This is a genomic window from Leclercia barmai (assembly GCF_049312895.1).
In the GTDB taxonomy this organism is placed as follows: domain Bacteria; phylum Pseudomonadota; class Gammaproteobacteria; order Enterobacterales; family Enterobacteriaceae; genus Enterobacter; species Enterobacter barmai.
Genome location: NZ_JBMNWZ010000002.1, coordinates 533147 through 556506, shown reverse-complemented (window position 1 = coordinate 556506; position 23360 = coordinate 533147). Strand labels below are relative to the sequence as shown.

General features: G+C 59.6%; 22 protein-coding genes. 16 read left to right on the top strand and 6 right to left on the bottom strand.

Annotated elements, in window-relative coordinates; all coding sequences use genetic code 11:
* Positions 1-29 precede the first annotated feature (29 nt).
* The 6 genes from dusC to ACOYA6_RS10975 all read left to right on the top strand — a co-directional run bounded on the left by dusC (position 30) and on the right by ACOYA6_RS10975 (position 7742).
* Positions 30-962: a tRNA dihydrouridine(16) synthase DusC gene (dusC, locus tag ACOYA6_RS11000; protein WP_039031068.1), complete on the top strand. Its 933-nt coding sequence runs from the start codon at positions 30-32 to the stop codon at positions 960-962.
* Between the two features lie 154 nt (positions 963-1116).
* Entirely contained in the window at positions 1117-1950 is an 834-nt protein-coding gene (gene licT / locus ACOYA6_RS10995) for a BglG family transcription antiterminator LicT (RefSeq protein ID WP_139563244.1), read from the top strand.
* A gap of 137 nt (positions 1951-2087) precedes the next feature.
* Entirely contained in the window at positions 2088-3947 is a 1860-nt protein-coding gene (gene bglF, locus ACOYA6_RS10990; RefSeq protein ID WP_422654693.1) for a PTS beta-glucoside transporter subunit IIABC, read from the top strand.
* A 12-nt stretch (positions 3948-3959) separates the two neighbouring features.
* The gene (locus ACOYA6_RS10985) at positions 3960-5354 is read left to right on the top strand and encodes a glycoside hydrolase family 1 protein (RefSeq protein WP_422654692.1); all 1395 of its coding nucleotides are present in this window, start codon (positions 3960-3962) and stop codon (positions 5352-5354) included.
* A 140-nt stretch (positions 5355-5494) separates the two neighbouring features.
* The gene (mdtQ, locus tag ACOYA6_RS10980; RefSeq protein WP_422654691.1) at positions 5495-6913 is read left to right on the top strand and encodes a multidrug resistance outer membrane protein MdtQ; all 1419 of its coding nucleotides are present in this window, start codon (positions 5495-5497) and stop codon (positions 6911-6913) included.
* 55 nt (positions 6914-6968) lie between these two features.
* Complete coding sequence (locus ACOYA6_RS10975) at positions 6969-7742, top strand: SDR family oxidoreductase (protein ID WP_422654690.1); 774 nt, start codon at positions 6969-6971, stop codon at positions 7740-7742.
* Positions 7743-7745: 3 nt separating this feature from the next.
* On the opposite strand, the gene ACOYA6_RS10970 is transcribed toward ACOYA6_RS10975, so the two are convergent.
* Positions 7746-8306, bottom strand: coding sequence for a DedA family protein (locus ACOYA6_RS10970; RefSeq protein WP_039031074.1), 561 nt, complete (start codon positions 8304-8306; stop codon positions 7746-7748).
* Between the two features lie 24 nt (positions 8307-8330).
* Positions 8331-8597 carry a hypothetical protein gene (locus ACOYA6_RS10965; RefSeq protein ID WP_422654689.1) on the bottom strand — a complete coding sequence of 89 codons (267 nt, stop codon included), beginning with the start codon at positions 8595-8597 and terminating at the stop codon, positions 8331-8333.
* Positions 8598-8747: 150 nt separating this feature from the next.
* On the opposite strand from ACOYA6_RS10965, the gene ACOYA6_RS10960 reads away from it, so the two are divergent.
* Entirely contained in the window at positions 8748-9335 is a 588-nt protein-coding gene (locus ACOYA6_RS10960) for a Yip1 family protein (RefSeq protein WP_039031076.1), read from the top strand.
* 167 nt (positions 9336-9502) lie between these two features.
* Positions 9503-10423: a D-alanyl-D-alanine endopeptidase gene (pbpG, locus tag ACOYA6_RS10955; protein WP_138369926.1), complete on the top strand. Its 921-nt coding sequence runs from the start codon at positions 9503-9505 to the stop codon at positions 10421-10423.
* Positions 10424-10510: 87 nt separating this feature from the next.
* On the opposite strand, the gene ACOYA6_RS10950 is transcribed toward pbpG, so the two are convergent.
* The gene (locus tag ACOYA6_RS10950; RefSeq protein WP_039031078.1) at positions 10511-11065 is read right to left on the bottom strand and encodes a GNAT family N-acetyltransferase; all 555 of its coding nucleotides are present in this window, start codon (positions 11063-11065) and stop codon (positions 10511-10513) included.
* 103 nt (positions 11066-11168) lie between these two features.
* Positions 11169-12926, bottom strand: a complete 1758-nt coding sequence (gene dld, locus ACOYA6_RS10945; RefSeq protein WP_422654688.1) for a D-lactate dehydrogenase — start codon at positions 12924-12926, stop codon at positions 11169-11171.
* A gap of 189 nt (positions 12927-13115) precedes the next feature.
* On the opposite strand from dld, the gene bglX reads away from it, so the two are divergent.
* The 5 genes from bglX to ACOYA6_RS10920 all read left to right on the top strand — a co-directional run bounded on the left by bglX (position 13116) and on the right by ACOYA6_RS10920 (position 19295).
* Positions 13116-15413, top strand: a complete 2298-nt coding sequence (gene bglX / locus ACOYA6_RS10940) for a beta-glucosidase BglX (RefSeq protein ID WP_422654687.1) — start codon at positions 13116-13118, stop codon at positions 15411-15413.
* Positions 15414-15541: 128 nt separating this feature from the next.
* Positions 15542-16459, top strand: a complete 918-nt coding sequence (osmF, locus tag ACOYA6_RS10935; protein WP_138369929.1) for a glycine betaine ABC transporter substrate-binding protein OsmF — start codon at positions 15542-15544, stop codon at positions 16457-16459.
* A gap of 19 nt (positions 16460-16478) precedes the next feature.
* A complete protein-coding gene (locus ACOYA6_RS10930) occupies positions 16479-17636 on the top strand; it encodes an ABC transporter permease (RefSeq protein ID WP_286172678.1) in 1158 nt (385 codons plus the stop codon).
* Entirely contained in the window at positions 17629-18561 is a 933-nt protein-coding gene (locus ACOYA6_RS10925) for an ABC transporter ATP-binding protein (protein WP_422654686.1), read from the top strand. Before ACOYA6_RS10930 ends, ACOYA6_RS10925 begins: the two co-directional genes overlap by 8 nt.
* The gene (locus ACOYA6_RS10920; RefSeq protein ID WP_422654685.1) at positions 18558-19295 is read left to right on the top strand and encodes an ABC transporter permease; all 738 of its coding nucleotides are present in this window, start codon (positions 18558-18560) and stop codon (positions 19293-19295) included. The genes ACOYA6_RS10925 and ACOYA6_RS10920 overlap by 4 nt, the downstream gene beginning before the upstream one ends.
* Here the strand turns inward: ACOYA6_RS10920 and ACOYA6_RS10915 are convergent.
* Complete coding sequence (locus ACOYA6_RS10915; RefSeq protein ID WP_072036698.1) at positions 19270-19383, bottom strand: protein YohO; 114 nt, start codon at positions 19381-19383, stop codon at positions 19270-19272. The genes ACOYA6_RS10920 and ACOYA6_RS10915 overlap by 26 nt on opposite strands.
* Before the next feature lie 59 nt (positions 19384-19442).
* Complete coding sequence (gene mlrA, locus ACOYA6_RS10910; protein ID WP_039031085.1) at positions 19443-20177, bottom strand: HTH-type transcriptional regulator MlrA; 735 nt, start codon at positions 20175-20177, stop codon at positions 19443-19445.
* A gap of 218 nt (positions 20178-20395) precedes the next feature.
* Between mlrA and ACOYA6_RS10905 the strand changes: the two genes are divergently transcribed.
* From ACOYA6_RS10905 to ACOYA6_RS10895, 3 genes are read left to right on the top strand one after another with little or no spacing between them, the layout of a single operon-like run.
* Positions 20396-22084 carry a sensor histidine kinase gene (locus ACOYA6_RS10905; protein ID WP_039031120.1) on the top strand — a complete coding sequence of 563 codons (1689 nt, stop codon included), beginning with the start codon at positions 20396-20398 and terminating at the stop codon, positions 22082-22084.
* A complete protein-coding gene (gene btsR / locus ACOYA6_RS10900) occupies positions 22078-22797 on the top strand; it encodes a two-component system response regulator BtsR (protein WP_039031086.1) in 720 nt (239 codons plus the stop codon). Before ACOYA6_RS10905 ends, btsR begins: the two co-directional genes overlap by 7 nt.
* A 46-nt stretch (positions 22798-22843) precedes the next feature.
* Complete coding sequence (locus tag ACOYA6_RS10895) at positions 22844-23314, top strand: YehS family protein (protein ID WP_139563236.1); 471 nt, start codon at positions 22844-22846, stop codon at positions 23312-23314.
* The last annotated feature ends 46 nt before the right edge of the window (positions 23315-23360 follow it).

The following is a 23360-nucleotide window of genomic DNA, read 5'->3' as shown; positions in this document are numbered from 1 at the left end:
ATAGCGCGTCTTTTTTTACGGGTACTGATATGCGTGTATTACTGGCACCGATGGAAGGCGTGCTCGATTCGCTGGTGCGCGAGCTGCTGACCGACGTTAACGATTATGATCTCTGCATCACCGAGTTCCTGCGGGTGGTGGATATGTTGTTGCCGGTAAAATCGTTTTACAGACTCTGCCCGGAGCTGCATCGCCAGAGCCGTACCGCCTCCGGTACGCTGGTGCGCGTCCAGCTATTAGGCCAGTATCCCGAGTGGCTGGCGGAAAACGCCGCCCGCGCCGTCGAGCTGGGATCCTGGGGCGTGGATCTCAACTGCGGCTGCCCGTCGAAAATGGTTAACGGCAGCGGCGGCGGGGCCACGCTGCTCAAAGATCCTGAGCTTATCTACCGTGGCGCAAAAGCGATGCGCGAAGCGGTGCCCTCGCATCTGCCGGTGACGGTGAAGGTGCGCCTCGGCTGGGACAGCGGCGACAGGCAGTTTGAAATTGCCGACGCCGTGCAGCAGGCGGGAGCCACCGAGTTGGTGGTGCACGGGCGCACCAAAGAAGATGGCTACAAAGCTGAACGCATCAACTGGCAGGCCATCGGCGAGATCCGCAAACGTCTGACCATCCCGGTGGTGGCGAATGGCGAGATCTGGGATCGCGAGAGCGCCCTGGCCTGCATGGCCGCGACCGGCTGCGATGCCATTATGATCGGGCGCGGGGCGCTGAACGTGCCTAACCTCAGCCGGGTGATTAAATACGACGAACCGCGCATGCCGTGGCCGGACGTTGTCACGCTGCTGAAGAAATACTCCCGCCTTGAAAAGCAGGGTGATACCGGCCTGTATCACGTGGCGCGCATCAAACAGTGGCTGAGCTACCTGCGCAAAGAGTACGACGAAGCCCTGGATCTGTTCCAGGAGATCCGCACCCTGCAAACCTCGGCGGACATTGCCCGGGCGATCCAGGCGAAGTAACTGTTCGATCTGCGTCACGTTTTTTAGCGGGGCGCATTGTGGCTCAGAACGAAACTGATAAAGTGCGTTAACTGGATTGTTACTGCTGCGGCAGGCAAAACCTGATTTTCTGGCTTCTGCCGGAGGTCAGGTTTTTTTGTTTCTGGGGCATGGAATGAAAATCGCCAAAATACTGAATAACAATGTGGTGGTTGTTCTGGATGAACAGGGGCGCGAACAGGTGGTGATGGGCCGTGGGCTGGCCTTTCAGAAACGCATCGGCGACGTGGTCCCGAAAGAGAACATCGAGAAAGTGTTTGCCCTGCAAAGTGACGAGCTGGTGCATCGGCTGGGGGAGTTACTCAGCCAGATCCCGCTTGAGGTGATGACCACCTGCGACCGCATTATCGGGCTGGCGACGCAGCGGCTGGGCAAACTGCAGGAGAGTCTGTACATCACCTTAACCGACCACTGCTACTTTGCCATTGAGCGGCAGAAAAAGGGACTGGCGATCAAAAACGTCCTGCTGTGGGAGATAAAGCGGCTCTACCCGAAAGAGTTTGAGCTGGGCCAGGAGGCCCGGGCGATCATCGCGAAACGGCTGGAGGTACAGCTGGATGAAGATGAAGCCGGATTTATTGCCCTGCATCTGGTCACCGCCCAGCTGCACAGCGAGATGCCGGAAGTGATGCATGTCACCCGGGTAATGCAGGAGATCCTGCAGCTGGTGAAGTACAGCCTGCAGCTGGAGTATGACGAAGAGTCGCTAAGCTATCAGCGCTTCGTCACCCATCTGAAGTTTTTTGCCCAGCGGATGCTGACCCGCACGGTGGTGGCCGATGACGACGCGTCGCTGCATTCGGCGGTAAAGGACAACTACGCGAAGGCGTGGGGCTGTGCCGAGAAAATAGCCCGGCATCTGCAAAAGAGTTATCAGCGCGAGCTGACCACCGAAGAGATTATGTTTCTCACCATTCATATTGAGCGCGTGAGAAAAGAGGGGCGCTAAGTCCCCACAACTGGATTGTTACTGCATAACGCAGGCAAAACCTGAGCGCGGCTCCCGAAAGGGCGTCGTTCTCGGGTTTTTTTTATTTTCAGGACTCAGTCAAACCCTGCCTGCGGGCAGTGAAGAAGGATAAAGAGATGGAATATCAAGCACTGGCGAAGGATATTCTCGCCCACGTGGGCGGCAAAGAGAACATCGTCAGCCTGGTTCATTGCGCGACCCGGCTGCGTTTCAAACTGAAAGAGCCGCAGCATGCGAACGCCGAAGGGCTAAAGCAAAACCCGGGCGTGATCATGGTGGTGGAGAGCGGCGGGCAGTTCCAGGTGGTGATCGGCAACCACGTGCACGACGTCTGGCAGGCGGTGCGCAGCGAAGCGGGCCTCAGCGACGAGACGCCGGTGGCGGATAGCGCAGGGGAGAAGGGCAACCCCCTGAATCAGCTGATCGATATTGTGTCTGGCATTTTTACCCCGTTTATTGGCATCCTGGCCGCCTCCGGTATCCTGAAAGGGCTGCTGGCGCTGGCGGTGGTCTGCGGCTGGCTGGCTACCGACAGCGGCACTTACAAAATCTGGTTTGCCGCCAGCGATGCGCTGTTCTTCTTCTTCCCGCTGGTGCTGGGCTACACCGCCGGGAAAAAGTTTGGCGGCAACCCGTTTATCACGATGGTGATTGGTGGGGCGCTGGTCCATCCGGTGATGATTCAGGCCTTTGAGGCCAGCCAGCAGGCCGGGGCGGCTGGGGACGCCTTCCTGTCCATTCCGGTGACCTGGTTTAATTACAGCTCATCGGTCATTCCGATCATTCTCGCGGCGTGGGTGAGCTGCTGGCTGGAAAAACAGAGCGCAAAACGCCTGCCGTCGGCAATGAAAAACTTCTTCACGCCGCTGATCTGCCTGGGGGTGACGGTGCCGCTCACTTTCCTGGCGATTGGCCCGGTGGCCACCTTGCTCAGCCAGATGCTGGCCAACGGCTATCAGTGGGTTTACGCGCTGGCGCCCTGGCTGGCGGGCGCGGCGATGGGTGCCCTGTGGCAGGTCTGCGTTATCTTCGGTCTGCACTGGGGGCTGGTGCCGCTGATGATCAACAACCTGGCGGTGCTGGGGCACGACTCCATGCTGCCGATGCTGCTGCCTGCCGTATTCGGCCAGGTCGGGGCGGCGCTGGGGGTATTCCTGCGCACCCGTGATGCCCGGCAGAAGATGCTGGCGGGCTCTTCGGTGACGGCGGGGATCTTCGGCATTACCGAACCCGCGGTCTATGGCGTCAATCTGCCGCTGCGCCGTCCGTTTATTTTTGGCTGCGTGGCCGGGGCCATCGGTGGGGCGATTGTCGGCTTCAGCGATACGCACGTCTACTCCTTCGGTTTTGGCAATATCTTCACCATTGCGCAGATGATCCCCCCTGGCGGCGTCGATGCCACCCTGTGGGGCGGCGTTCTCGGATTACTGGTCGCGCTGGTGCTGAGCTGCGTGCTGACGATGGTCGCCGGGATGCCGCGCCGCGCGGCAGAAGCGACGCCGGTCGCCGTCAATGCGGGTGAAAACGATGTCCTGTCACCGATGAACGGTAGCGTGCTGGCGCTGGATCAGGTGCCGGACGCCACCTTCGCCAGCGGCCTGCTCGGACAGGGCGCGGCGATTATTCCCGCCGACAACAAGGTCATCGCCCCCTTTGCCGGGGAGGTTGCCTCGCTGTTTGCCACTAAACATGCCATCGGCCTGCTGAGCGACAGCGGCATCGAAGTGCTGATCCACGTCGGGATCGACACCGTGAAGCTCGACGGCAAGCCGTTTACCGCCCACGTAAAGGTGGGGGACAAAGTGCAGCCGGGCGATCTGCTGCTGGAGTTCGATCGCCAGGCCATTATCGATGCCGGATACGATCTGGCGACACCCATTATTATCAGTAACAGCGACGACTACAGCGATGTCGTTACCGTGGCAGCAACCGCTGTCCAGGCCGGCGCGCCGCTGCTGTGCGTCAGCCATCAATAACAGGAGAAGAGAATGAAAACGTTCCCGGATAATTTCTTATGGGGCGGCGCGGTTGCCGCTAATCAGGTCGAAGGCGCTTACCTGGAAGATGGCAAAGGTCTCTCTACCTCTGACGTTCAGCCCCAGGGAGTGTTTGGCCCGGTGGTGGAGCGCGTGGCGGGCGACAGCGGCATTAAGGATGTAGCCATCGATTTTTATCATCGCTACCCCGAGGACATCCAGCTGTTCGCCGAGATGGGCTTCAGCTGCCTGCGCGTCTCCATTGCCTGGACACGTATCTTCCCGAACGGCGACGAGCAGCAGCCCAACGAAGCCGGACTGGCCTTCTACGACAAGCTGTTTGACGAGCTGGCGGCGCACAACATCACGCCGCTGGTGACCCTCTCACACTACGAGATGCCGTGGGGGCTGGTGAAACAGTACGGCGGCTGGGGCAGCCGCCGGGTGATTGGCTTCTTCGAACATTACGCCCGCACCGTCTTCACCCGCTATCAGGATAAGGTGAAGCTGTGGCTCACCTTCAACGAGATCAACATGTCCCTGCACGCGCCGATGACCGGCGTCGGCCTGCCGGAGACCAGCAGCAAGGCGGAAGTGTATCAGGCGATCCACCATCAGCTGGTGGCGAGCGCGCGCGCGGTGAAGGCCTGCCACGAGGTCATTCCGGACGCGAAAATCGGCAACATGCTGCTGGGCGGTCTGGTCTATCCACTGACCTGCAAGCCGGACGATGTGCTGGAAGCTTTGCAGGAAAACCGCGCCTGGCAGTTCTTCGGCGACGTGCAGTGCCGCGGGGCGTATCCGGGCTATATGCTGCGTTTCTTCCGCGATAACGGCATTGAGCTCGACATTACCGATGCCGATCGCGAGGCGCTGAAATCGACCATCGATTTTATCTCCTTCAGCTACTACATGACCGGCTGCGTGACCACCGATGAAGCGCTGAACCAGCAGGCGCGCGCCAATATTCTGAATATGGTGCCGAACCCGCACCTGGCAAGCTCGGAGTGGGGCTGGCAGATTGACCCGGTCGGCCTGCGCACCCTGCTGAACGTGCTCTGGGATCGCTATCAGAAGCCGCTGTTTATTGTGGAGAACGGTCTGGGGGCCAAAGACAAGCCGGACGCCGACGGCGTGGTGCAGGATGATTACCGCATCAGCTACCTCAACGACCACCTGGTGCAGGTGCGTGAGGCCATTGACGACGGGGTGGAGGTGATGGGCTACACCAGCTGGGGGCCGATTGACCTGGTGAGCGCCTCCAAAGCAGAACTCTCCAAACGCTACGGCTTTATCTATGTCGATCGTGACGACAGCGGCGCTGGCACCCTGGCGCGCAGTCGTAAGAAGAGTTTTTACTGGTACCAGGAGGTGATTGCGACCAACGGCGCTTCGCTGAAAGCGTAATCACGCAAGGGCCCGGCGCTATGCCGGGCACCTTTGCCGGATATGTAAAGGTATGACAAATTGTGCATTGCCACCCATTCCTAAAAAAAGGAGACAAAGCGGGCGTATTTTGCAGCCTTCTTTTTTGGGTGAATAACGTGATGAAACGTTCGAGTTTTTATTTCTGCTGCCTGCCTCTCTCTCTTCTTCTGGTTGCCTGTGCGCCCGGCCACGATACGGCGGCGTCGCTGCCTCAACAGATCCCTGCCGCGAAAATTGACACCGGGCTCACTGCCGGTCAGTGGCCAAAAAACAGCTGGTGGGAAGATTTTCACGATCCCGAACTCACCAGCCTTATCATCAGAGCGCTGGCCGATGCGCCGGATATGAATATTGCCCGTCAGCGCATTGCCCTTGCCGAAGCCCAGGCCAGAATGGCGATGGCCGCCGATGGTCCGGAAGTGGATTTTTCCGCCGATGCCGAGCGGCAGAAAATGTCCGCCGAAGGGCTGATGGGGCCCTTTGCGATAACCGATCCGGCAGCCGGAACCACCGGCCCCTGGTACACCAACGGCACCTTCGGCTTAACCGCGGGCTGGGATCTGGATCTGTGGGGCAAAAACCGCGCTCAGGTTGAATCCCGCATCGGCAAGGTCAACGCGCAACAGGCGGAGCTGGAACAGACCCGCCAGCTGCTGGCCAGCAGCGTGGCGCGCCTGTACTGGGAATGGCAGACCGAGGCGGCCATCGGGCAGGTGTTAACCACTATCAAGCAGGAACAGCTGGCGATCGTTGGCACCGACCGCGAGCTGTATCAGCATGGCATTACCTCTTCCGTGGAAGGGGTCGAAACCGACATCAACGCCAGCAAAACCGATGAGCGGCTGGCGGAGGTGACCGGGAAGATGAAAGCCATCGAAGCGCGTCTGGAGGCGCTCACTAATGCCCCGACGGTGAAGCTGACCCCGCATGCCTTGCCTGCGGTAGAGAGCCACCTGCCTTCCACCCTGGGCTATGAATTACTGGCCCGCCGTCCTGATTTACAGGAGGCGCACTGGTACATCGAGGCCTCGCTGCGCGAGGTAGACGCGGCGAAAGCGGCGTTTTATCCCGACGTAAATTTAATGGCGTTTCTGCAACAGGACGCACTGCACTTAAGCGATCTGTTCCGCTCCTCGGCGCAGCAGATGGGCGTCACCGCCGGTCTGACCCTGCCGATTTTCGACAGCGGACGCCTGAACGCCAACCTCGATATCGCCCAGGCGCAAAGCAACCTGTCGATCGCGAACTACAACAAAGCGGTGGTGGAGGCGGTCAATCAGGTGGCCCGCAGCGCCAGCGAGGTGGAAACGCTGATGGCGAAAAACAGACACCAGCAGCGCGTGGAAGCCGATGCCGCGCGGATGGTGGCCCTGGCGCAGGCGCGTTTCAACGCCGGGATCGTCGCTGGCGCGCGGGTCAGCGAAGCCAGAATTCCCGCCCTGCAGGAGCAGGTGGCCGGGCTGACCCTGCAGGGGCAGTACGTTGACGCCACCCTGCAGCTCACCTCCGCCCTGGGCGGCGGCTATCACCACGGGTAGAAAATGAGAAGTAACTATACTTATCTCTTTGTCTTTTATTATTCCGGAGGTGAGTATGGGTTCAACCAATCGTGTAGCTATTGTAACGGCATCGGATTCGGGGATCGGCAAAACTACGGCGCTGATGCTGGCGGAGCGTGGGTTTGATATTGGCGTGACCTGGCACTCGGACGAAGAAGGGGCGATGAAAACCTGTCGTGAGATCGAGGCCCGGGGGCAGCGGGCAGAGGCCATTCAGCTCGATCTCAGCCAGCTGCCGAACGGAGCAAAAGCCATCGAGACGCTGATTGAACGCTTCGGGCGTATCGACGTGCTGGTCAATAACGCCGGGGCGATGACCAAAGCGGCGTTTCTCGATATGGAGTATGACCAGTGGCGGTCGATTTTTAGCGTCGACGTGGACGGGGCGTTTCTCTGCTCGCAGATCGCCGCCCGGCAGATGGTCAGGCAGGGGGAGGGCGGACGTATCGTCAACATCACCTCGGTGCATGAGCATACCCCGCTGCCGGAGGCCAGCGCCTACACCTCAGCCAAACACGCCCTCGGCGGCCTGACCAAGTCGATGGCGATGGAGCTGGTGCATCACAATATTCTGGTGAACGCCGTGGCGCCTGGGGCTATCGCCACGCCGATGAACAACATGGACGACAGCGAGGTGGAGCCTGGCTCCATGCCAAACATTCCTCTGGCAAGGCCGGGACATACCAAAGAGATCGCCAGCCTGGTCGCCTGGCTGTGTGACTCTGATGCCAGCTACGCCACCGGTCAGTCGTTTATCGTCGACGGCGGCTTTATGCTGGGCAATCCGCAGTTTAAACCGGAGCAGTAATTTTTAGCGGCGATCCCGGCGTTTCAGCCACCAGCGCACCGCGAAGACCAGCACCAGCACCACAATAAGCCAGATCCAGTGGCGCAGGTGCTGGTCCAGGGCGTGCAGCCACGGCTCCAGCACTTCACCGCCCACGTAGCCCAGAGTGGTGAAAATCAGCGCCCAGACGATGGCACCCACAATGTTCAACGGCAGGAAGATTTTCGGCGGCAGGCGGCTGGCACCGATCAGCAGCGGGCCGATGATGCGAAAGCCGTACATAAAGCGGGTGCCGATGACGAAAAGATAGGGGTGGCGCTGGATCAACTGCTGAGCGCGGTCGATTTTCTTCTGATGGCGGGAAAAGCGTCGCAGGATCGTCGGACCAAACCGCACCCCAATCAGGTAAAGAAGCTGGTCACCGATCATGCCGCCCAGTGCCACCGCGGCCACCACCAGAGGAAAGCGAAGCAATCCCTGATGCGCCGCCACGCCACCCAGCAGGGTGATGGTTTCGCCTTCCGCTATGCTGCCGATAACCAGCGCGGCATAGCCATACTGTGCAATGAGAGTATTGATATCCATACGTTAAGCGTAGCGCAGGAAACGTTAACGTAATAACAACCAGCCGATTAAACCAATAACGGGGACGATGAGCCCGCAAAACAGGGCGCCTGTCGCCCAGACAAACGGGCCTAACTCTTCTTCTTTTTTGATATCGTCAAAGCGCGCCAGCGCGTGCTGGCCATCAGGGGCGGTAATCTCTTCAAACTGCCTGATATACCCCTGTTCAATCAACATCCTGGCGCCCTGCGCGTCGGCTTTATCCAGCGCCGCGACGTTATTTCCCTTTTTGAAAAAAATGAATTCTGCCATCTGAGATTCCCTCCCGTAAGCTGCTGTTTAGCAGGGATTAATATACCAGAGCGCTGAACCCGTCGCTGCATTTTTAGGCTGTATAAAAAATAATCTCAGGCCTGCATTATACTTGAGTTATTGCTAGCGGGCCGACAACAAGGGGGCGTTATGAACCATGTCTGGGGACTCTTTTCCCATCCCGATCGTGAAATGCACGTGATCAGAAGCGAAAACGAAACGGTCAGTCATCACTATACCCACCATGTGCTGCTGATGGCCGCCGTACCGGTGATTTGCGCGTTTATTGGTACCACGCAAATCGGCTGGGATTTTGACGACGGCAATGTCGTAAAACTCTCGTGGATGACCGGCCTGGCGCTGGCCGTGGTGTTTTACGCCCTGATGCTGGCGGGCGTGGCGGCAATGGGGCGGGTGATTTACTGGATGGCGCGCCGGTATCCGCAACGGCCATCGCTGACACACTGCATGGTATTCGCTGGTTACGTGGCAACCCCGCTGTTTCTGAGTGGGATTGTGGCGCTCTACCCGATCGTCTGGCTGTGTGCGCTGGTGGGGACGCTTGCGCTCTGTTACACCGGCTATCTGCTCTATATCGGCATTCCGACCTTCCTGAGTATCAACAAAGAAGAGGGGCGCAGTTTTTCCGGCTCGACCCTCGCCATCGGCGTGCTGCTGCTGGAAGTGTTACTCGCGCTGACGGTTATTCTTTGGGGTTATGGATATCGTCTCTTCTGAGGTCACTGCATTGCTGGCGTAAATGCCAGCAATGCAGCATCTGTTCACGATTAACTGCTGGTAGCAAGGCATCCGGACGGCTATGATGCCTTAGCCAGCCCGTGTTCTCGCTTCGGCCCGGGCGGCGTACGTTATTACGTGCATGAATAATTATCCGAAATCTCACCATGCTGAAATTCCGCGTTTCTTTACTGAGTCTTGCACTGTTGCTGGCTGTGCCAGTGGCGACCCCTGCGATCGCCAAACCTGCCGCTGTGGCTACGGCGGCCCAGCCGGAGATTGCCTCCGGTAGCGCCATGATCGTCGATCTGGAAACCAACAAAGTGATCTACTCCAGCCACCCGAATCTGGTGCGCCCGATTGCTTCTATTACCAAATTAATGACCGCGATGGTGGTGCTGGATGCACGGCTGCCGCTGGATGAAAAACTGCGCGTCGACATCAGCCAGACGCCGGAAATGAAAGGGATTTACTCCCGCGTGCGTCTGAACAGCGAAATCAGCCGCAAGAACATGCTGCTGCTGGCGCTGATGTCCTCGGAAAACCGCGCCGCCGCAAGCCTGGCGCACCACTATCCGGGCGGCTATGACGCCTTTATCCGCGCCATGAACGCCAAAGCGAAGGCACTGGGGATGACCCAGACGCGCTTTGTGGAGCCAACCGGCCTGTCGATTCATAACGTCTCGACGGCGCAGGATCTGACGAAGATGCTGATCGCCAGCAAGCAGTATCCGCTGATCGGCCAGCTCAGCACCACCCGTGAAGAGATGGCGACCTTCTCGAACCCGGCCTATACCCTGCCGTTTCGTAACACTAACCACCTGGTCTACCGCGATAACTGGAATATCCAGCTGACCAAAACCGGCTTTACCAACGCCGCGGGCCACTGTCTGGTGATGCGGACGGTCTTTAACGGCAAACCGGTCGCGCTGGTGGTGATGGATGCGTTTGGCAAATATACCCACTTTGCCGACGCCAGCCGTTTGCGTACCTGGATTGAAACCGGAAAAGTCACCCCGGTTCCGGCCGCGGCCCTGAGCTACAAAAAGCAGAAAGCCGCGCAGATGGCCACCGCGCAGAACGATTGAGCTGTCTGTAATTGCCGGGTGGCGCTGCGCTTACCCGGCCAACAAAGCCCGTAGGCCCGCGCAAGCGAAGCGCCGCCGGGCAAAAAACTACTCCGGCAGCGTCCAGTCACCGTCGTTGAGGGGACGCTGCAAAATCAGCGTATCGCGCCAGTCACCTTTCTTGTAACCCACGCTTCTGAGCTGTCCCGCCACTTCAAACCCGTGCTTTTTATGCAGGCGTAACGAGCCGGCGTTGTTTGGCCCATCGCCCACCACGGCGATCATCTGCCGCCATGGGCCCTCTTCGCTGCGGGCGATCAGGGCACTCAGCAGCGCGCTGCCAAAACCGCGCCCGGGAGTGCTGGCCTCGACGTAAATCGACTCTTCAAGGGTATAGCGGTAGGCGGGGCGAGCGCGATAGTGGGTGGCATAGCAGTAACCCACCACAATCCCGCGATAGAGCGCCACCAGCCAAGGCAGACCCTGGCTGGTCACCGCGTTAATGCGATCCCGCATCTCGTCGACGGTAGGGGGAACTTCTTCAAAGGATGCGCGCCCGTTAAGGACATGCCAGGCGTAGATGGCAGCAATGGCATGCGCATCCTCGGCCCCGGCATCGCGTATCACAACGTCAGTTTCGGATAATGTTTCAACAGCCGACATGGTCTGCCCGCTCCTCGTTAAAAAAAGCCAGAGAAATGTTTCTCTGGCGTCGTGAAGCTACTCTAGTCCTATTTATGTGGGCTTAACAGCGCCCATGCGAGGCCTAACTGGTTTGATCAGTGGCTTGCGCACCATCACGCGCTGTTTCCGGTTCGCCTGCCCAGTTTTTATGCTTGGTTGTTTTACCGATGCCGGGGTTCATGCTGTTTGTTGGGTCGTTAGCGCGATAAAACTGTTTTAATGCCTCCGGCGCTTCGTAAATGTGACCCACATTATGTTCCGCCGGATACTGCGCCCCGCGCGCCTGCAGCAGCTCCAGCATCTGCGCCTTCAGGGCGTGGGCATCAACCCCTTTTTTAACGATGTAATCCTGATGGAAGACGTAGCACATAAAGTGGCCGTAATAGAGCTTATGCACCAGCTGGCTGTCGATCTCCGGCGGCAACTGCTCAAACCATTCGGTATCGTTGCGGCGCAGGGCGATATCCAAGGCCAGAATATCCTCCACCTCGTCGGCGTGAACCGCCTGATAGCGGATCGCGGCCCCGGCGGCGGCAAAGCGGTGTAAGAAGGCCTTGCTGCCTTCTTCCGGCGTGCAGGCAAAGAAGTCGCCCTCGGCGGTTTTGAAGAACTCCGCCAGCCAGCTCTGCGCTTCGGCAATGCCGTCGCCCGCCATTTTCAGCAGCAGGTGATGCTCGTACTTATCGCGCCAGCTCTTCATGCGCGGCGGCAGATGCGCCGGGAAGGCGTTGCCCAGCTTCTGCATAAAGCGGTCGGTAAAGTTAGGTTTAAACAGCGACACCTTCTCCAGCATCGCATCGGTGCGCCCCTTCATGGTGAAGAAGAAGGGCATCTTGTCGGTGCCGAGCTTGTCGATCATCAGGAAAGTATCTTTGCCGTAACGCTCGGCGATGTCGTAGATATCCCGGTGCATGTATTCCCCGGCGACCGGCAGATGGGTGAACTCCCCGAGAATATGGCGGCGGATGGTGGTCAGCACGTCCGGCTGGTTGGTGCCGATATAGAACACCTGCTGGCGTTTCTCAGCCGGGAAGGTGTCCAGGCGCACGGCGAAGACCGCCAGCTTGCCGGCACAGCCGGAGGATTCAAACAGACGATCCGGGTCGGCGTTGTAGCGCGCCGGGGTGTCGGCATCAATCTCGCGCACCCGGGTGATGTAATCATGATCGTGGGCGTGACGTCCGTCGTGCAGCACGTCGCTGTCTTTCACGCGGTCGTCATCCAGCTTGCTGAGGATCTGCTCCGGCGTCACCCCCAGGTCGATGCCCAGATGGTTCACCAGCGTCAGCTTGCCCTGTTCGTCAATGCGGGCGAAGAGCGACATTTCGGTATAGGCCGGGCCGCGCTGCACCAGCGAGCCGCCGGAGTTGTTGCAGATCCCGCCGATCACCGAGGCGCCAATGCAGGAGGAGCCAATCACCGAGTGCGGCTCGCGGCCCAGCGGCTTCAGCGCCTTTTCCAGCGAATAGAGCGTGGTGCCCGGATAGGCCAGCACCTGCTCGCCCTTATCCAGCAGATGCAGCTTGTCGAGGCGCAGGGTGCTGATAATCACAATGTCGCGATCGTAATCGTTGCCGTTCGGCGTGGAGCCTTCGGTCAGGCCGGTGTTGGCCGCCTGCATCAGAATAATTTTGTCAGCCTCGACGCAGGCGCTGAGCACCCGCCACAGTTCCAGCAGCGTGCCCGGGAACACCACCGCCAGCGCGTCCCCTTGTCCGGAGCGAAAGCCCTTGCGGTAGCGGGCGGTTTTCGCGGCGTCGGTAAGCAGGTGCGCATGACCTACCAGACGTGCCAGGTCGTTTATAAAGTTGGTGTTATCGTGCAGTCGTTCAGAAGACATCGTCCACCCCTTGTGGTTATTCAAATGCGTCGTCGAAAATCATAGCGCGATTAATGTTTATGCGAACGACTATTCGCCAGAAAAATCAGAGAATAAACCCTGCAACGTTAACAGGGTTTATGGCACACTGCGCTTTTCGTACGGTCTGGCCGCGACTATCCGGCGGTTATTGATGAGAGAGTAAACGAGATGAAATGGCTCTGTTCTGTAGGGGTAGCTGTAAGTCTGGCGCTGCAACCCGCGCTGGCTGACGACCTGTTTGGCAATCATCCGCTAACGCCGGAAGCCCGGGACGCCTTTGTGACCGATCTGCTCACAAAGATGTCGGTAGACGAGAAAATCGGCCAGCTGCGCCTGATCAGCGTCGGACCGGATAATCCAAAAGAAGCCATTCGCGAGATGATCAAAAACGGGCAGGTAGGGGCGATCTTCAACACCGTCACCCGCCAGGATATCCGCAAAATGCAGGATCAGGTGATGGAACTTAGCCACCTGAAAATCCCGTTATTCTTCGCCTATGACGTGGTCCACGGCCAGCGTACCGTCTTCCCGATCAGCCTGGGCCTGGCCTCCTCCTTTAACCTCGAGGCGGTGAAAACCGTCGGCCGCGTGTCGGCCTACGAGGCGGCGGACGACGGCCTGAACATGACCTGGGCGCCGATGGTGGACGTCTCCCGCGATCCGCGCTGGGGCCGCGCCTCGGAAGGGTTCGGGGAAGACACTTACCTGACCGCGACGATGGGCAAAACCATGGTGGAAGCGATGCAGGGCAAAAGCCCGGCAGATCGCTACTCGGTCATGACCAGCGTCAAACACTTCGCCGCCTATGGCGCCGTCGAAGGCGGAAAAGAGTACAACACCGTCGACATGAGCCCGCAGCGCCTGTTCAACGACTATATGCCGCCGTACAAAGCCGGTCTTGATGCCGGAAGCGGCGCGGTGATGGTGGCGCTGAACTCCCTGAACGGCACGCCGGCGACCTCCGACAGCTGGCTGCTGAAAGATATCCTGCGCGATAAGTGGGGCTTTAAGGGCATCACCGTCTCCGATCACGGGGCGATCAAAGAGCTTATCAAGCACGGTACCGCCGCCGATCCGGAAGATGCGGTGCGCGTGGCGCTGAAGTCCGGCATCAACATGAGCATGAGCGACGAGTACTACAGCAAGTACCTGCCGGGTCTGGTGAAGAGCGGTAAGGTCACCATGGCAGAGCTGGACGACGCCACGCGCCATGTTCTGAACGTCAAATATGACATGGGGCTGTTTAACGATCCGTACAGCCACCTGGGGCCGAAAGAGTCCGACCCGGTGGATACCAACGCCGAAAGCCGCTTGCACCGCAAAGAGGCGCGTGAGGTCGCGCGCGAAAGCCTGGTGCTGCTGAAAAACCGTCTCGACACGCTGCCGCTGGCGAAATCCGGCACCGTGGCAGTGGTCGGCCCGCTGGCCGACAGCAAGCGCGACGTGATGGGCAGCTGGTCTGCGGCGGGCGTGGCGGATCAGTCCGTCACCGTGCTGACCGGCATTAAAGATGCGCTGGGTGACAAGGGCAAAGTGATTTACGCCAAAGGGGCCAACGTCACCAGCGATAACGACATCGTCACCTTCCTCAACCAGTATGAAGAGGCGGTGAAGGTCGATCCGCGCTCCGCCCAGGAGATGATTGACGAGGCGGTTAACGCCGCGAAGCAGTCCGATGTGGTGGTGGCCGTGGTGGGTGAAGCCCAGGGGATGGCCCATGAAGCGTCGAGCCGGACCGATATCACCCTGCCGCAGAGCCAGCGCGATCTGATCGCCGCCCTGAAAGCCACCGGTAAGCCGCTGGTACTGGTGCTGATGAACGGCCGTCCGCTGGCGCTGGTGAAAGAAGATCAGCAGGCAGACGCGATTCTGGAAACCTGGTTCGCCGGTACCGAGGGCGGTAACGCCATTGCCGACGTGCTGTTTGGTGACTACAACCCGTCGGGCAAACTGCCGATGTCCTTCCCGCGCTCCGTCGGGCAGATCCCGGTGTACTACAGCCACCTGAACACCGGTCGCCCGTATAACGCCGACAAACCGAACAAGTACACCTCGCGTTACTTCGACGAAGCCAACGGTCCGCTTTATCCGTTTGGTTACGGCCTGAGTTACACCACCTTCAACGTTTCTGAGGTGAAAATGTCTGCGCCGACCATGAAGGCGGACGGCACGGTGACCGCCAGCGTCGAGGTTACCAACACCGGTAAACGCGAAGGGGAGACGGTTGTCCAGATGTACGTTCAGGATGTGACCGCCTCCATGAGCCGTCCGGTGAAACAGCTGCGGGGCTTCGAGAAAGTGAACCTGAAACCGGGCGAAACCAAAACCATCAGCTTCCCGATTGACGTGGATGCGCTGAAGTTCTGGAACCAGCAGATGAAATACGACGCTGAGCCAGGCAAGTTCAACGTCTTTATCGGTACGGATTCAGCCCGCGTGAATAAGGGCGAGTTCGAGCTGCTGTAAAATCGCCGGGCAATAGCTAAACCAGGCCGCCATACACAATTTGTGAATGGCGCGCTAAAACCCTGGTTATCGACTACGCTTTTCTCTCAAGCGTCTGAAAAAGGCGGCAAAATCATGAGGAAAGCGGAATGACTATCTTTAAGGGGATTGTTGGTTCAACGGCGCTGCTGGCGGCGTTGAGCCTGCCATTACAGGCGGCGGAGCCGGTTAAGGTCGGGTCGAAAATTGATACGGAAGGCGCGCTGCTGGGCAACATCATTTTGCAGGTGCTGGAGAGTCACGGTGTTAAAACCGTCAATAAAGTGCAGCTGGGCACCACCCCGGTGGTACGCGGGGCCATCACCTCGGGCGAGCTGGATATCTACCCGGAATACACCGGCAACGGGGCCTTCTTCTTCAAAGATGAAAATGACCCGGCGTGGAAAAACGCGAAGAACGGCTACGAGAAAGTCAAAAAACTCGATGCCGAGCAGAACAAGCTGATCTGGCTGACTCCGGCCCCGGCCAACAACACCTGGACCATCGCGGTTCGCAAGGACGTGGCGGATAAAGGCAAGCTCACCTCGCTTGAGGATCTCAGCCGCTACCTGAAAGAGAAGGGCGATTTCAAACTCGCAGCTTCAGCCGAGTTTATCGAGCGCCCGGACGCTCTCCCTGCCTTTGAAAAAGCCTACGACTTCAAGCTCGATCAGAGCCAGCTTCTCTCCCTGGCGGGGGGCGATACGGCGGTGACCATTAAAGCGGCGGCCCAGCAAACTTCGGGCGTCAACGCGGCGATGGCCTACGGCACCGACGGCCCGGTCGCGGCACTGGGCCTGCAAACCCTCACCGATCCGAAAGGCGTTCAGCCTATTTACGCCCCGACGCCGGTAGTGCGCGAGGCGGTGCTGAAGGCATACCCGGAGCTGGACGCCTGGCTGAAGCCGGTATTTGAAACGCTGGATGAAAAAACGCTGCAGCAGCTCAATGCCAGCATTGCAGTGGAAGGGCTGGATGCCAAAAAAGTGGCGGCAGATTACCTGAAGCAAAAAGGGCTGGTGAAATAACCCGCCGCAGGACTGCGATGTGCCGATAAAATGTCATAACCGCGTGCTGCTGCTGATGGCGCTTATTGCCCTTGCAGCAGCCGCGTTACCCTTTGTGAATTTTGCCCCGAACCGGCTGGTGTCCGGGCAAGGGCGCGCCGTCTGGCAGGTCTGGACGTTTTCCCCTGCGCTGCTGCTCATCCCGCTCTGCCTGTTGCTGGGGCTGACGCTGGTTCGCGGGCGCTGGGCTTTAGCGTCGACGCTGGTGGTCTGCGAACTGCTGTTTGCCGGGCTGGTCTGGAGCGCGGGGCTTGCCGCCTCGCATCTTGCCAGCAGCGAAAGCCCGCTGGCGCGTACCGCCGTGGGCAGCGGCCTGTGGCTCTGGATGGCGCTTTGCCTGCTGGCCTGTAGCGATGCCATTCGCAGGCTCAGCCCGCAGCCACTCTGGCGCTGGCTGCTGCAGGCGCAAATCTGGATCCTGCCCTTGCTGCTGCTGTTCAGCGGCGAACTCAACGCCCTCTCGCTGATGAAAGAGTACGCCAACCGGCAGGATGTCTTTAACGATGCCGGGCAGCAGCATCTCACCCTGCTGCTGGGTACTCTGGTTCCGGCGCTGCTGATTGGCGTGCCGCTGGGGCTCCTCTGTTACCGCCGCCCGGCCTCTCAGGGGCCGGTATTCGCGGTGCTGAACGTCATTCAGACTATCCCCTCCGTGGCGCTGTTCGGCCTGCTGATTGCTCCGCTCGCCGGGCTGACCCGCGCCTGGCCGTGGCTTTCGTCGCTGGGTATTGCCGGGACCGGCATGACCCCGGCGCTGATCGCCCTGGTGCTTTATGCCCTGCTGCCGCTGGCGCGCGGGGTGCTGGCGGGGCTCAGCCAGGTGCCTGCCGAGGTGCTGGAGAGCGCCGACGCCATGGGGATGAACAGCCGCCAGCGCTTCTGGCAGATCCAGCTTCCGCTGGCGCTGCCGGTGCTGCTGCGCGGACTGAGGGTGGTGGCGGTACAAACCGTGGGGATGGCGGTGATCGCGGCGTTAATCGGCGCCGGAGGATTCGGGGCGCTGGTGTTCCAGGGGCTGCTGAGCAGCGCCCTGGATCTGGTGCTGCTGGGCGTCATACCCACCATCGTGCTGGCGGTGGTGGTGGATGCGCTGTTTGCGCTGTGGATAGCCCTGCTGCGAAGGAGAACCAATGATTGAATTTCATGATGTAAGTAAAACCTTTGCCGGGGAGCCCGCGGTCAGCAATCTGGATCTGACCTTTGCCGAAGGCGCTTTTTCGGTGCTGGTGGGCACCTCGGGCTCGGGTAAATCGACCACCCTGAAGATGATCAACCGGCTGGTGGAGCACGACAGCGGCCTGATCCGCTTTGCCGGGCAGGAGATCCGTAGCCTGCCGGTGCTGGAGCTGCGTCGCCGGATGGGGTACGCCATTCAGTCCATCGGACTGTTTCCGCACTGGACCGTGGCGCGCAACATCGCCACCGTGCCGCAGCTGCAAAAGTGGTCGCGGCAAAAAATTGACGATCGGGTGGATGAGCTGATGGCGCTGCTGGGGCTGGAGCCGGGGCTGCGCGAGCGCTTCCCACACCAGCTCTCAGGCGGCCAGCAGCAGCGGGTTGGGGTGGCGCGAGCGCTGGCCGCTAATCCGGAAGTGCTGCTGATGGATGAACCCTTTGGCGCGCTCGACCCGGTGACCCGCAGCGCGCTGCAGCTGGAGATGACCCGTATTCACCGCATCCTGGGTCGCACCATTATTCTGGTGACCCACGATATCGACGAGGCGCTGCGCCTGGCGGACCATCTGGTGCTGATGGACAGCGGCAGGGTGGTGCAGCAGGGCACGCCGCTGGAGCTGCTTACCCGGCCCGCGAACAGCTTCGTGCGCGAGTTTTTTGGCCGCAGCGAGCTGGGCGTACGCCTGCTGTCGCTGCGCACGGTGGGCGAATCGATGCGCCCGGACATCACTCCAGGCGAAAGCCCGCTGCGGGCCTCCATGAGCCTGCGCGATGCGCTCTCGGCGTTTGTCAGCCAGGGATGCGAAAGCCTGCCGGTGGTGGACGAAGAGGAAAGAGCGTGCGGCACGTTGTACTTTCGCGATCTGCTGATCCGGGAGGCAACATGAGGTGGCTACGCGATCCGCTCCTGTGGCTGGTGGCGCTGTTTGTCGCACTCCTGCTGCTGATGCCCTACAGCGCGCCGCTCTTCAGCACGCTGTTCCCGGAACTGCCGCGCCCGGTCTATCAGCAGGAGAGCTTCGTTACCCTGACGCTCGCCCACTTCTGGCTGGTGGGCGCCTCAAGCGTCTTTGCCATCGTGCTGGGGGTCGGGGCCGGAATTGCGGTCACGCGGCCTTCGGGGCGCGAGTTTCGCCCGCTGGTGGAGACTATCGCCGCCGTCGGCCAGACCTTCCCGCCGGTGGCGGTGCTGGCGATTGCGGTGCCGGTGATGGGTTTTGGTCAGCAGCCGGCAATTATTGCGCTGATCCTGTATGGCGTACTGCCGATTTTGCAGGCGACGCTTGCCGGGCTGGCGGCGGTACCCGCAGCGGCAATCAGCGTGGCAGAAGGAATGGGGATGAGTGGCTGGCAGCGCCTGCGTAACGTCGAGCTGCCGCTGGCCGCGCCGGTGATGCTGGCCGGGATCCGCACCTCGGTGATCGTCAATATTGGCACGGCGGCCATTGCTTCAACGGTGGGGGCGAATACGCTGGGAACGCCGATCATTATCGGCTTAAGCGGCTTTAATACCGCCTATATTATCCAGGGTGCGCTGCTGGTGGCGCTGGCGGCGATTGTGGTGGATCGCGCTTTTGAGCGGCTGGCAAGAAGCCTCAGCCGACACCGCCACGGACAATAAACGAATAACCTGCCAGCATCACGCCACCAATACCGCTGACGGCCATGAGAAAGAACAGGGTGATAACCGCGACTTTGGTTGCCTTCATAATGTGCTCCTGATGTTAACAGGGCGATTATACGGTGAAGCGCGGGTGTTAATGAACCATTAATTGCCTTTCAGCGGGAAGACGGGATACCCGTGCTCCTGCCACTGGGTCAGCTGCAGCTCCTGCGCCGCCGTCGGTGATTCACCGCACCACACCAGCAGCGTCTGCCCGTCGAACAGCTCCGGGCGCAGCTGCACAAGGGAATGGGCCAGCACGTCGACCCGCCAGCCCTGCTGGGCGGCAATCCACGCTTCCAGCCACAGGCGTGTGGTGTCGTGCACGTTCCAGCCAACCACCAGCGCATCCTTGCTGTTCTTCTTTCGCGCTGTCGCCAGACAAATACAGATGTAGTTGATCAGCACCCCGTCCAGCGCGCTCAGCAGCGCCTGCAGCGTGGGCTGCTGCGACTGCAACCGCCTTCGTAACGGAATAAAGAGTTGGGTGATTAAGGTTTGCGCAGGGTATTCGCTGCCTCGCTCCTTGATCCACACGCGCAGGCGATGCAGATGGCCGGACTGCAGATAACGCAGCAGCACCTCCTGCTGTTCGCGCCAGATGTCCAGTTCGTCCTGACCTTCCGGGCTCAACAACGTTTTGACCTTCCCGACCTGCACGCCGTTATCGATCCAGCCTTTGATCTCGCGGATCCGGTCGATATCCGCATCCGTAAACAGCCGGTGTCCGCCGTCGGTTCGCTGTGGTTTAAGCAACCCGTAACGACGCTGCCATGCGCGTAACGTCACTGGATTGATATCACACAGGAGTGCCACTTCCCCTATCGTGTAGAGCGCCATGTTATCCCCCGGCTTGCACATACCCAGATTAACTGTAGACGCAGAATGCTGAACCAGGAAGGATTGCTCTTTTTTTGCACAAATAATGCGAATATCAGATTATGTTCGGCAAAAGGTGTGATGGGTGGCACGAAAACACATTTTCATGCTTTTACTGCAAAGAAAGTTAATGCGCTTCGGTGTATGTTACGCGCTTTTAGAATTTCCGGTTTGTGGGCATGTACGAATTTAATCTGGTGTTGCTGCTGCTTCAGCAGATGTGTGTGTTTCTGGTCATCGCGTGGCTGATGAGTAAAACACGCCTGTTCATCCCCCTGATGCAGGTCACCGTCCGTCTGCCGCACAAGCTGCTCTGCTACGTTACCTTCTCCATCTTCTGCATTCTCGGCACCTATCTGGGCCTGCACATTGAAGACTCCATTGCCAACACCCGTGCCATTGGCGCGGTGATGGGCGGCCTGCTCGGCGGCCCGGTGGTCGGCGGGCTGGTGGGGCTGACCGGGGGGTTACATCGCTACTCGATGGGCGGAATGACGGCCCTGAGCTGTATGATTTCGACCATTGTCGAAGGGCTGCTTGGCGGCCTGGTTCACAGCGTGATGATCCGCCGCGGTCGCCCGGATAAGGTCTTTAGCCCCCTCACCGCAGGGGCTATCACCCTGGTGGCCGAGCTGGTGCAGATGCTGATCATTTTGCTGATCGCCCGCCCGTTCGAGGATGCCCTGCATCTGGTGGGCAGCATTGCCGCGCCGATGATGGTCACTAACACGGTCGGCGCCGCGCTGTTCATGCGCATTCTGCTCGATAAGCGGGCGATGTTTGAGAAGTATACCTCGGCGTTTTCAGCGACGGCGCTGAAGGTCGCGGCCTCGACGGAGGGGATCCTTCGCCAGGGCTTTAACGAAGAGAACAGCATGAAGGTGGCGCAGGTCCTGCACCAGGAGCTGGATATCAGCGCGGTCGCCATCACCGATCGCGAAAAGCTGCTGGCCTTTACCGGCACCGGGGACGATCACCACCTGCCGGGCAGACCGATTTCGTCCGCATATACGCTTCGTGCAATTGAGACCGGTGAGGTAGTCTACGCCGACGGTAACGAAGTGCCGTACCGCTGCTCCCTGCATCCGCAGTGCAAGCTGGGTTCGACGCTGGTGATCCCGCTGCGCGGCGAAAATCAGCGGGTGATGGGCACCATCAAGCTCTACGAGGCGAAAAATCGCCTGTTCAGCTCCATCAACCGTACCCTGGGGGAGGGGATCGCCCAGCTGCTCTCGGCGCAGATCCTGGCCGGACAGTATGAGCGGCAGAAGGCGCTGCTCACCCAGTCGGAGATCAAGCTCCTGCACGCGCAGGTGAACCCGCATTTTCTGTTTAACGCCCTCAATACCCTGAAGGCGGTGATCCGCCGGGACAGCGAGCAGGCGACGCAGCTGGTGCAGTTTCTTTCGACCTTTTTCCGCAAAAACCTGAAGCGGCCTTCGGAAATCGTCACCCTTGCGGATGAAATTGAGCATGTGAACGCCTATCTGCAAATTGAGCAGGCCCGGTTCCAGTCGCGCCTGCAGGTCACATTGTCGGTGCCGGATGAACTGGCCTGGCAGCAGCTGCCGGCCTTCACCCTGCAGCCGATCGTTGAGAATGCAATTAAGCATGGCACCTCCCAGCTGTTGGGTATCGGGGAGATTGCCATCACCGCCAGCCGCTTTAATCGCTATCTGGTGCTGGATATTGAAGACAATGCCGGGCTCTACGCTACGGCAAAAGAGGGGGGCGGCCTGGGAATGGGGCTGGTGGATAAACGCCTGCGCGCCCATTTCGGTGAGGATTGCGGCATTACCGTCACCTGCGAGCCCGACAGCTTTACCCGCATAACCTTAAGACTGCCCCTGGAGGAACACGCATGTTGAATGTGCTGATTGTCGATGATGAGCCTTTAGCGCGAGAAAACCTGCGGTTTTTGCTGCAGGAGCACAGCGATATTGAGATTGTCGGCGAGTGCGCCAACGCCATCGAAGCGATTGGCGCGGTGCATAAGCTGCGTCCCGACGTACTGTTTCTGGATATCCAGATGCCGCGCATCAGCGGCCTGGAGATGGTGGGCATGCTCGACCCGGAGCATCGCCCCTATATTGTGTTTCTCACCGCCTTTGATGAGTACGCGGTTAAGGCGTTCGAAGAGCACGCCTTCGACTATCTGCTGAAACCCATCGAAGAGCCGCGGCTGGAGAAAACGCTCAATCGCCTGCGCCAGGAGCGCAGCGTGCAGGATGTGTCCCTGCTGGCGGAACACCAGCAGCCGCTGAAGTTTATTCCCTGCACCGGCCACAGCCGAATCTGGCTGCTGCAGATGGAGGATGTGGCGTTTGTCAGCAGCCGGATGAGCGGGGTGTATGTGACCAGCCATGAAGGCAAAGAGGGCTTTACCGAACTGACGCTGCGCACCCTGGAGAGCCGTACCCCGCTGCTGCGCTGCCATCGCCAGTACCTGGTGAACATGGCGCATCTGAAAGAGATCCGCCTTGAGGAGAACGGACAGGCGGAACTGGTCCTGCGCGCCGGGCAGACGGTGCCGGTCAGCCGTCGCTACCTGAAGAGTTTGAAAGAGGCGATAGGGCTGTAAAACTGCTACACTGCGCGCCATTGCATCATCGACACTCGAAGGCTCTATGCTCAGTAATGATATTCTTCGTAGCTTGCGCTACACCCTGAAAGCCAATAACAACGACATGGTGCGCATTCTTGCGCTTGCCGACATGGAATCCACCTCGGCCGGGTTCGACACCTGGATGACCAAAGAGGAGGAGGACGGTTTTGTTCGCTGCCCGGACATCATCCTTTCCGGCTTTTTGAACGGCCTGATTTACGACAAGCGCGGCAAAGATGAATCTGCGCCTGAGCTTGCGCTGGAGCGTCGGGTGAACAACAACACGGTGCTGAAAAAGCTGCGTATCGCCTTCTCGCTGAAGACCGACGATATTCTGGCGATTATGACCGAGCAGAAATACCGCGTCTCGATGCCGGAAATTACCGCCATGATGCGTGCCCCGGATCATAAAAATTACCGCGAGTGCGGGGATCAGTTCCTGCGCAATTTCCTGCGCGGCCTGACCCATCGGGTGCATCACCCGAAACCGTGATTTTTGCCCGGTGGCGCTGGGCTTGCGCGGGCCTGCGGGTTGGTAG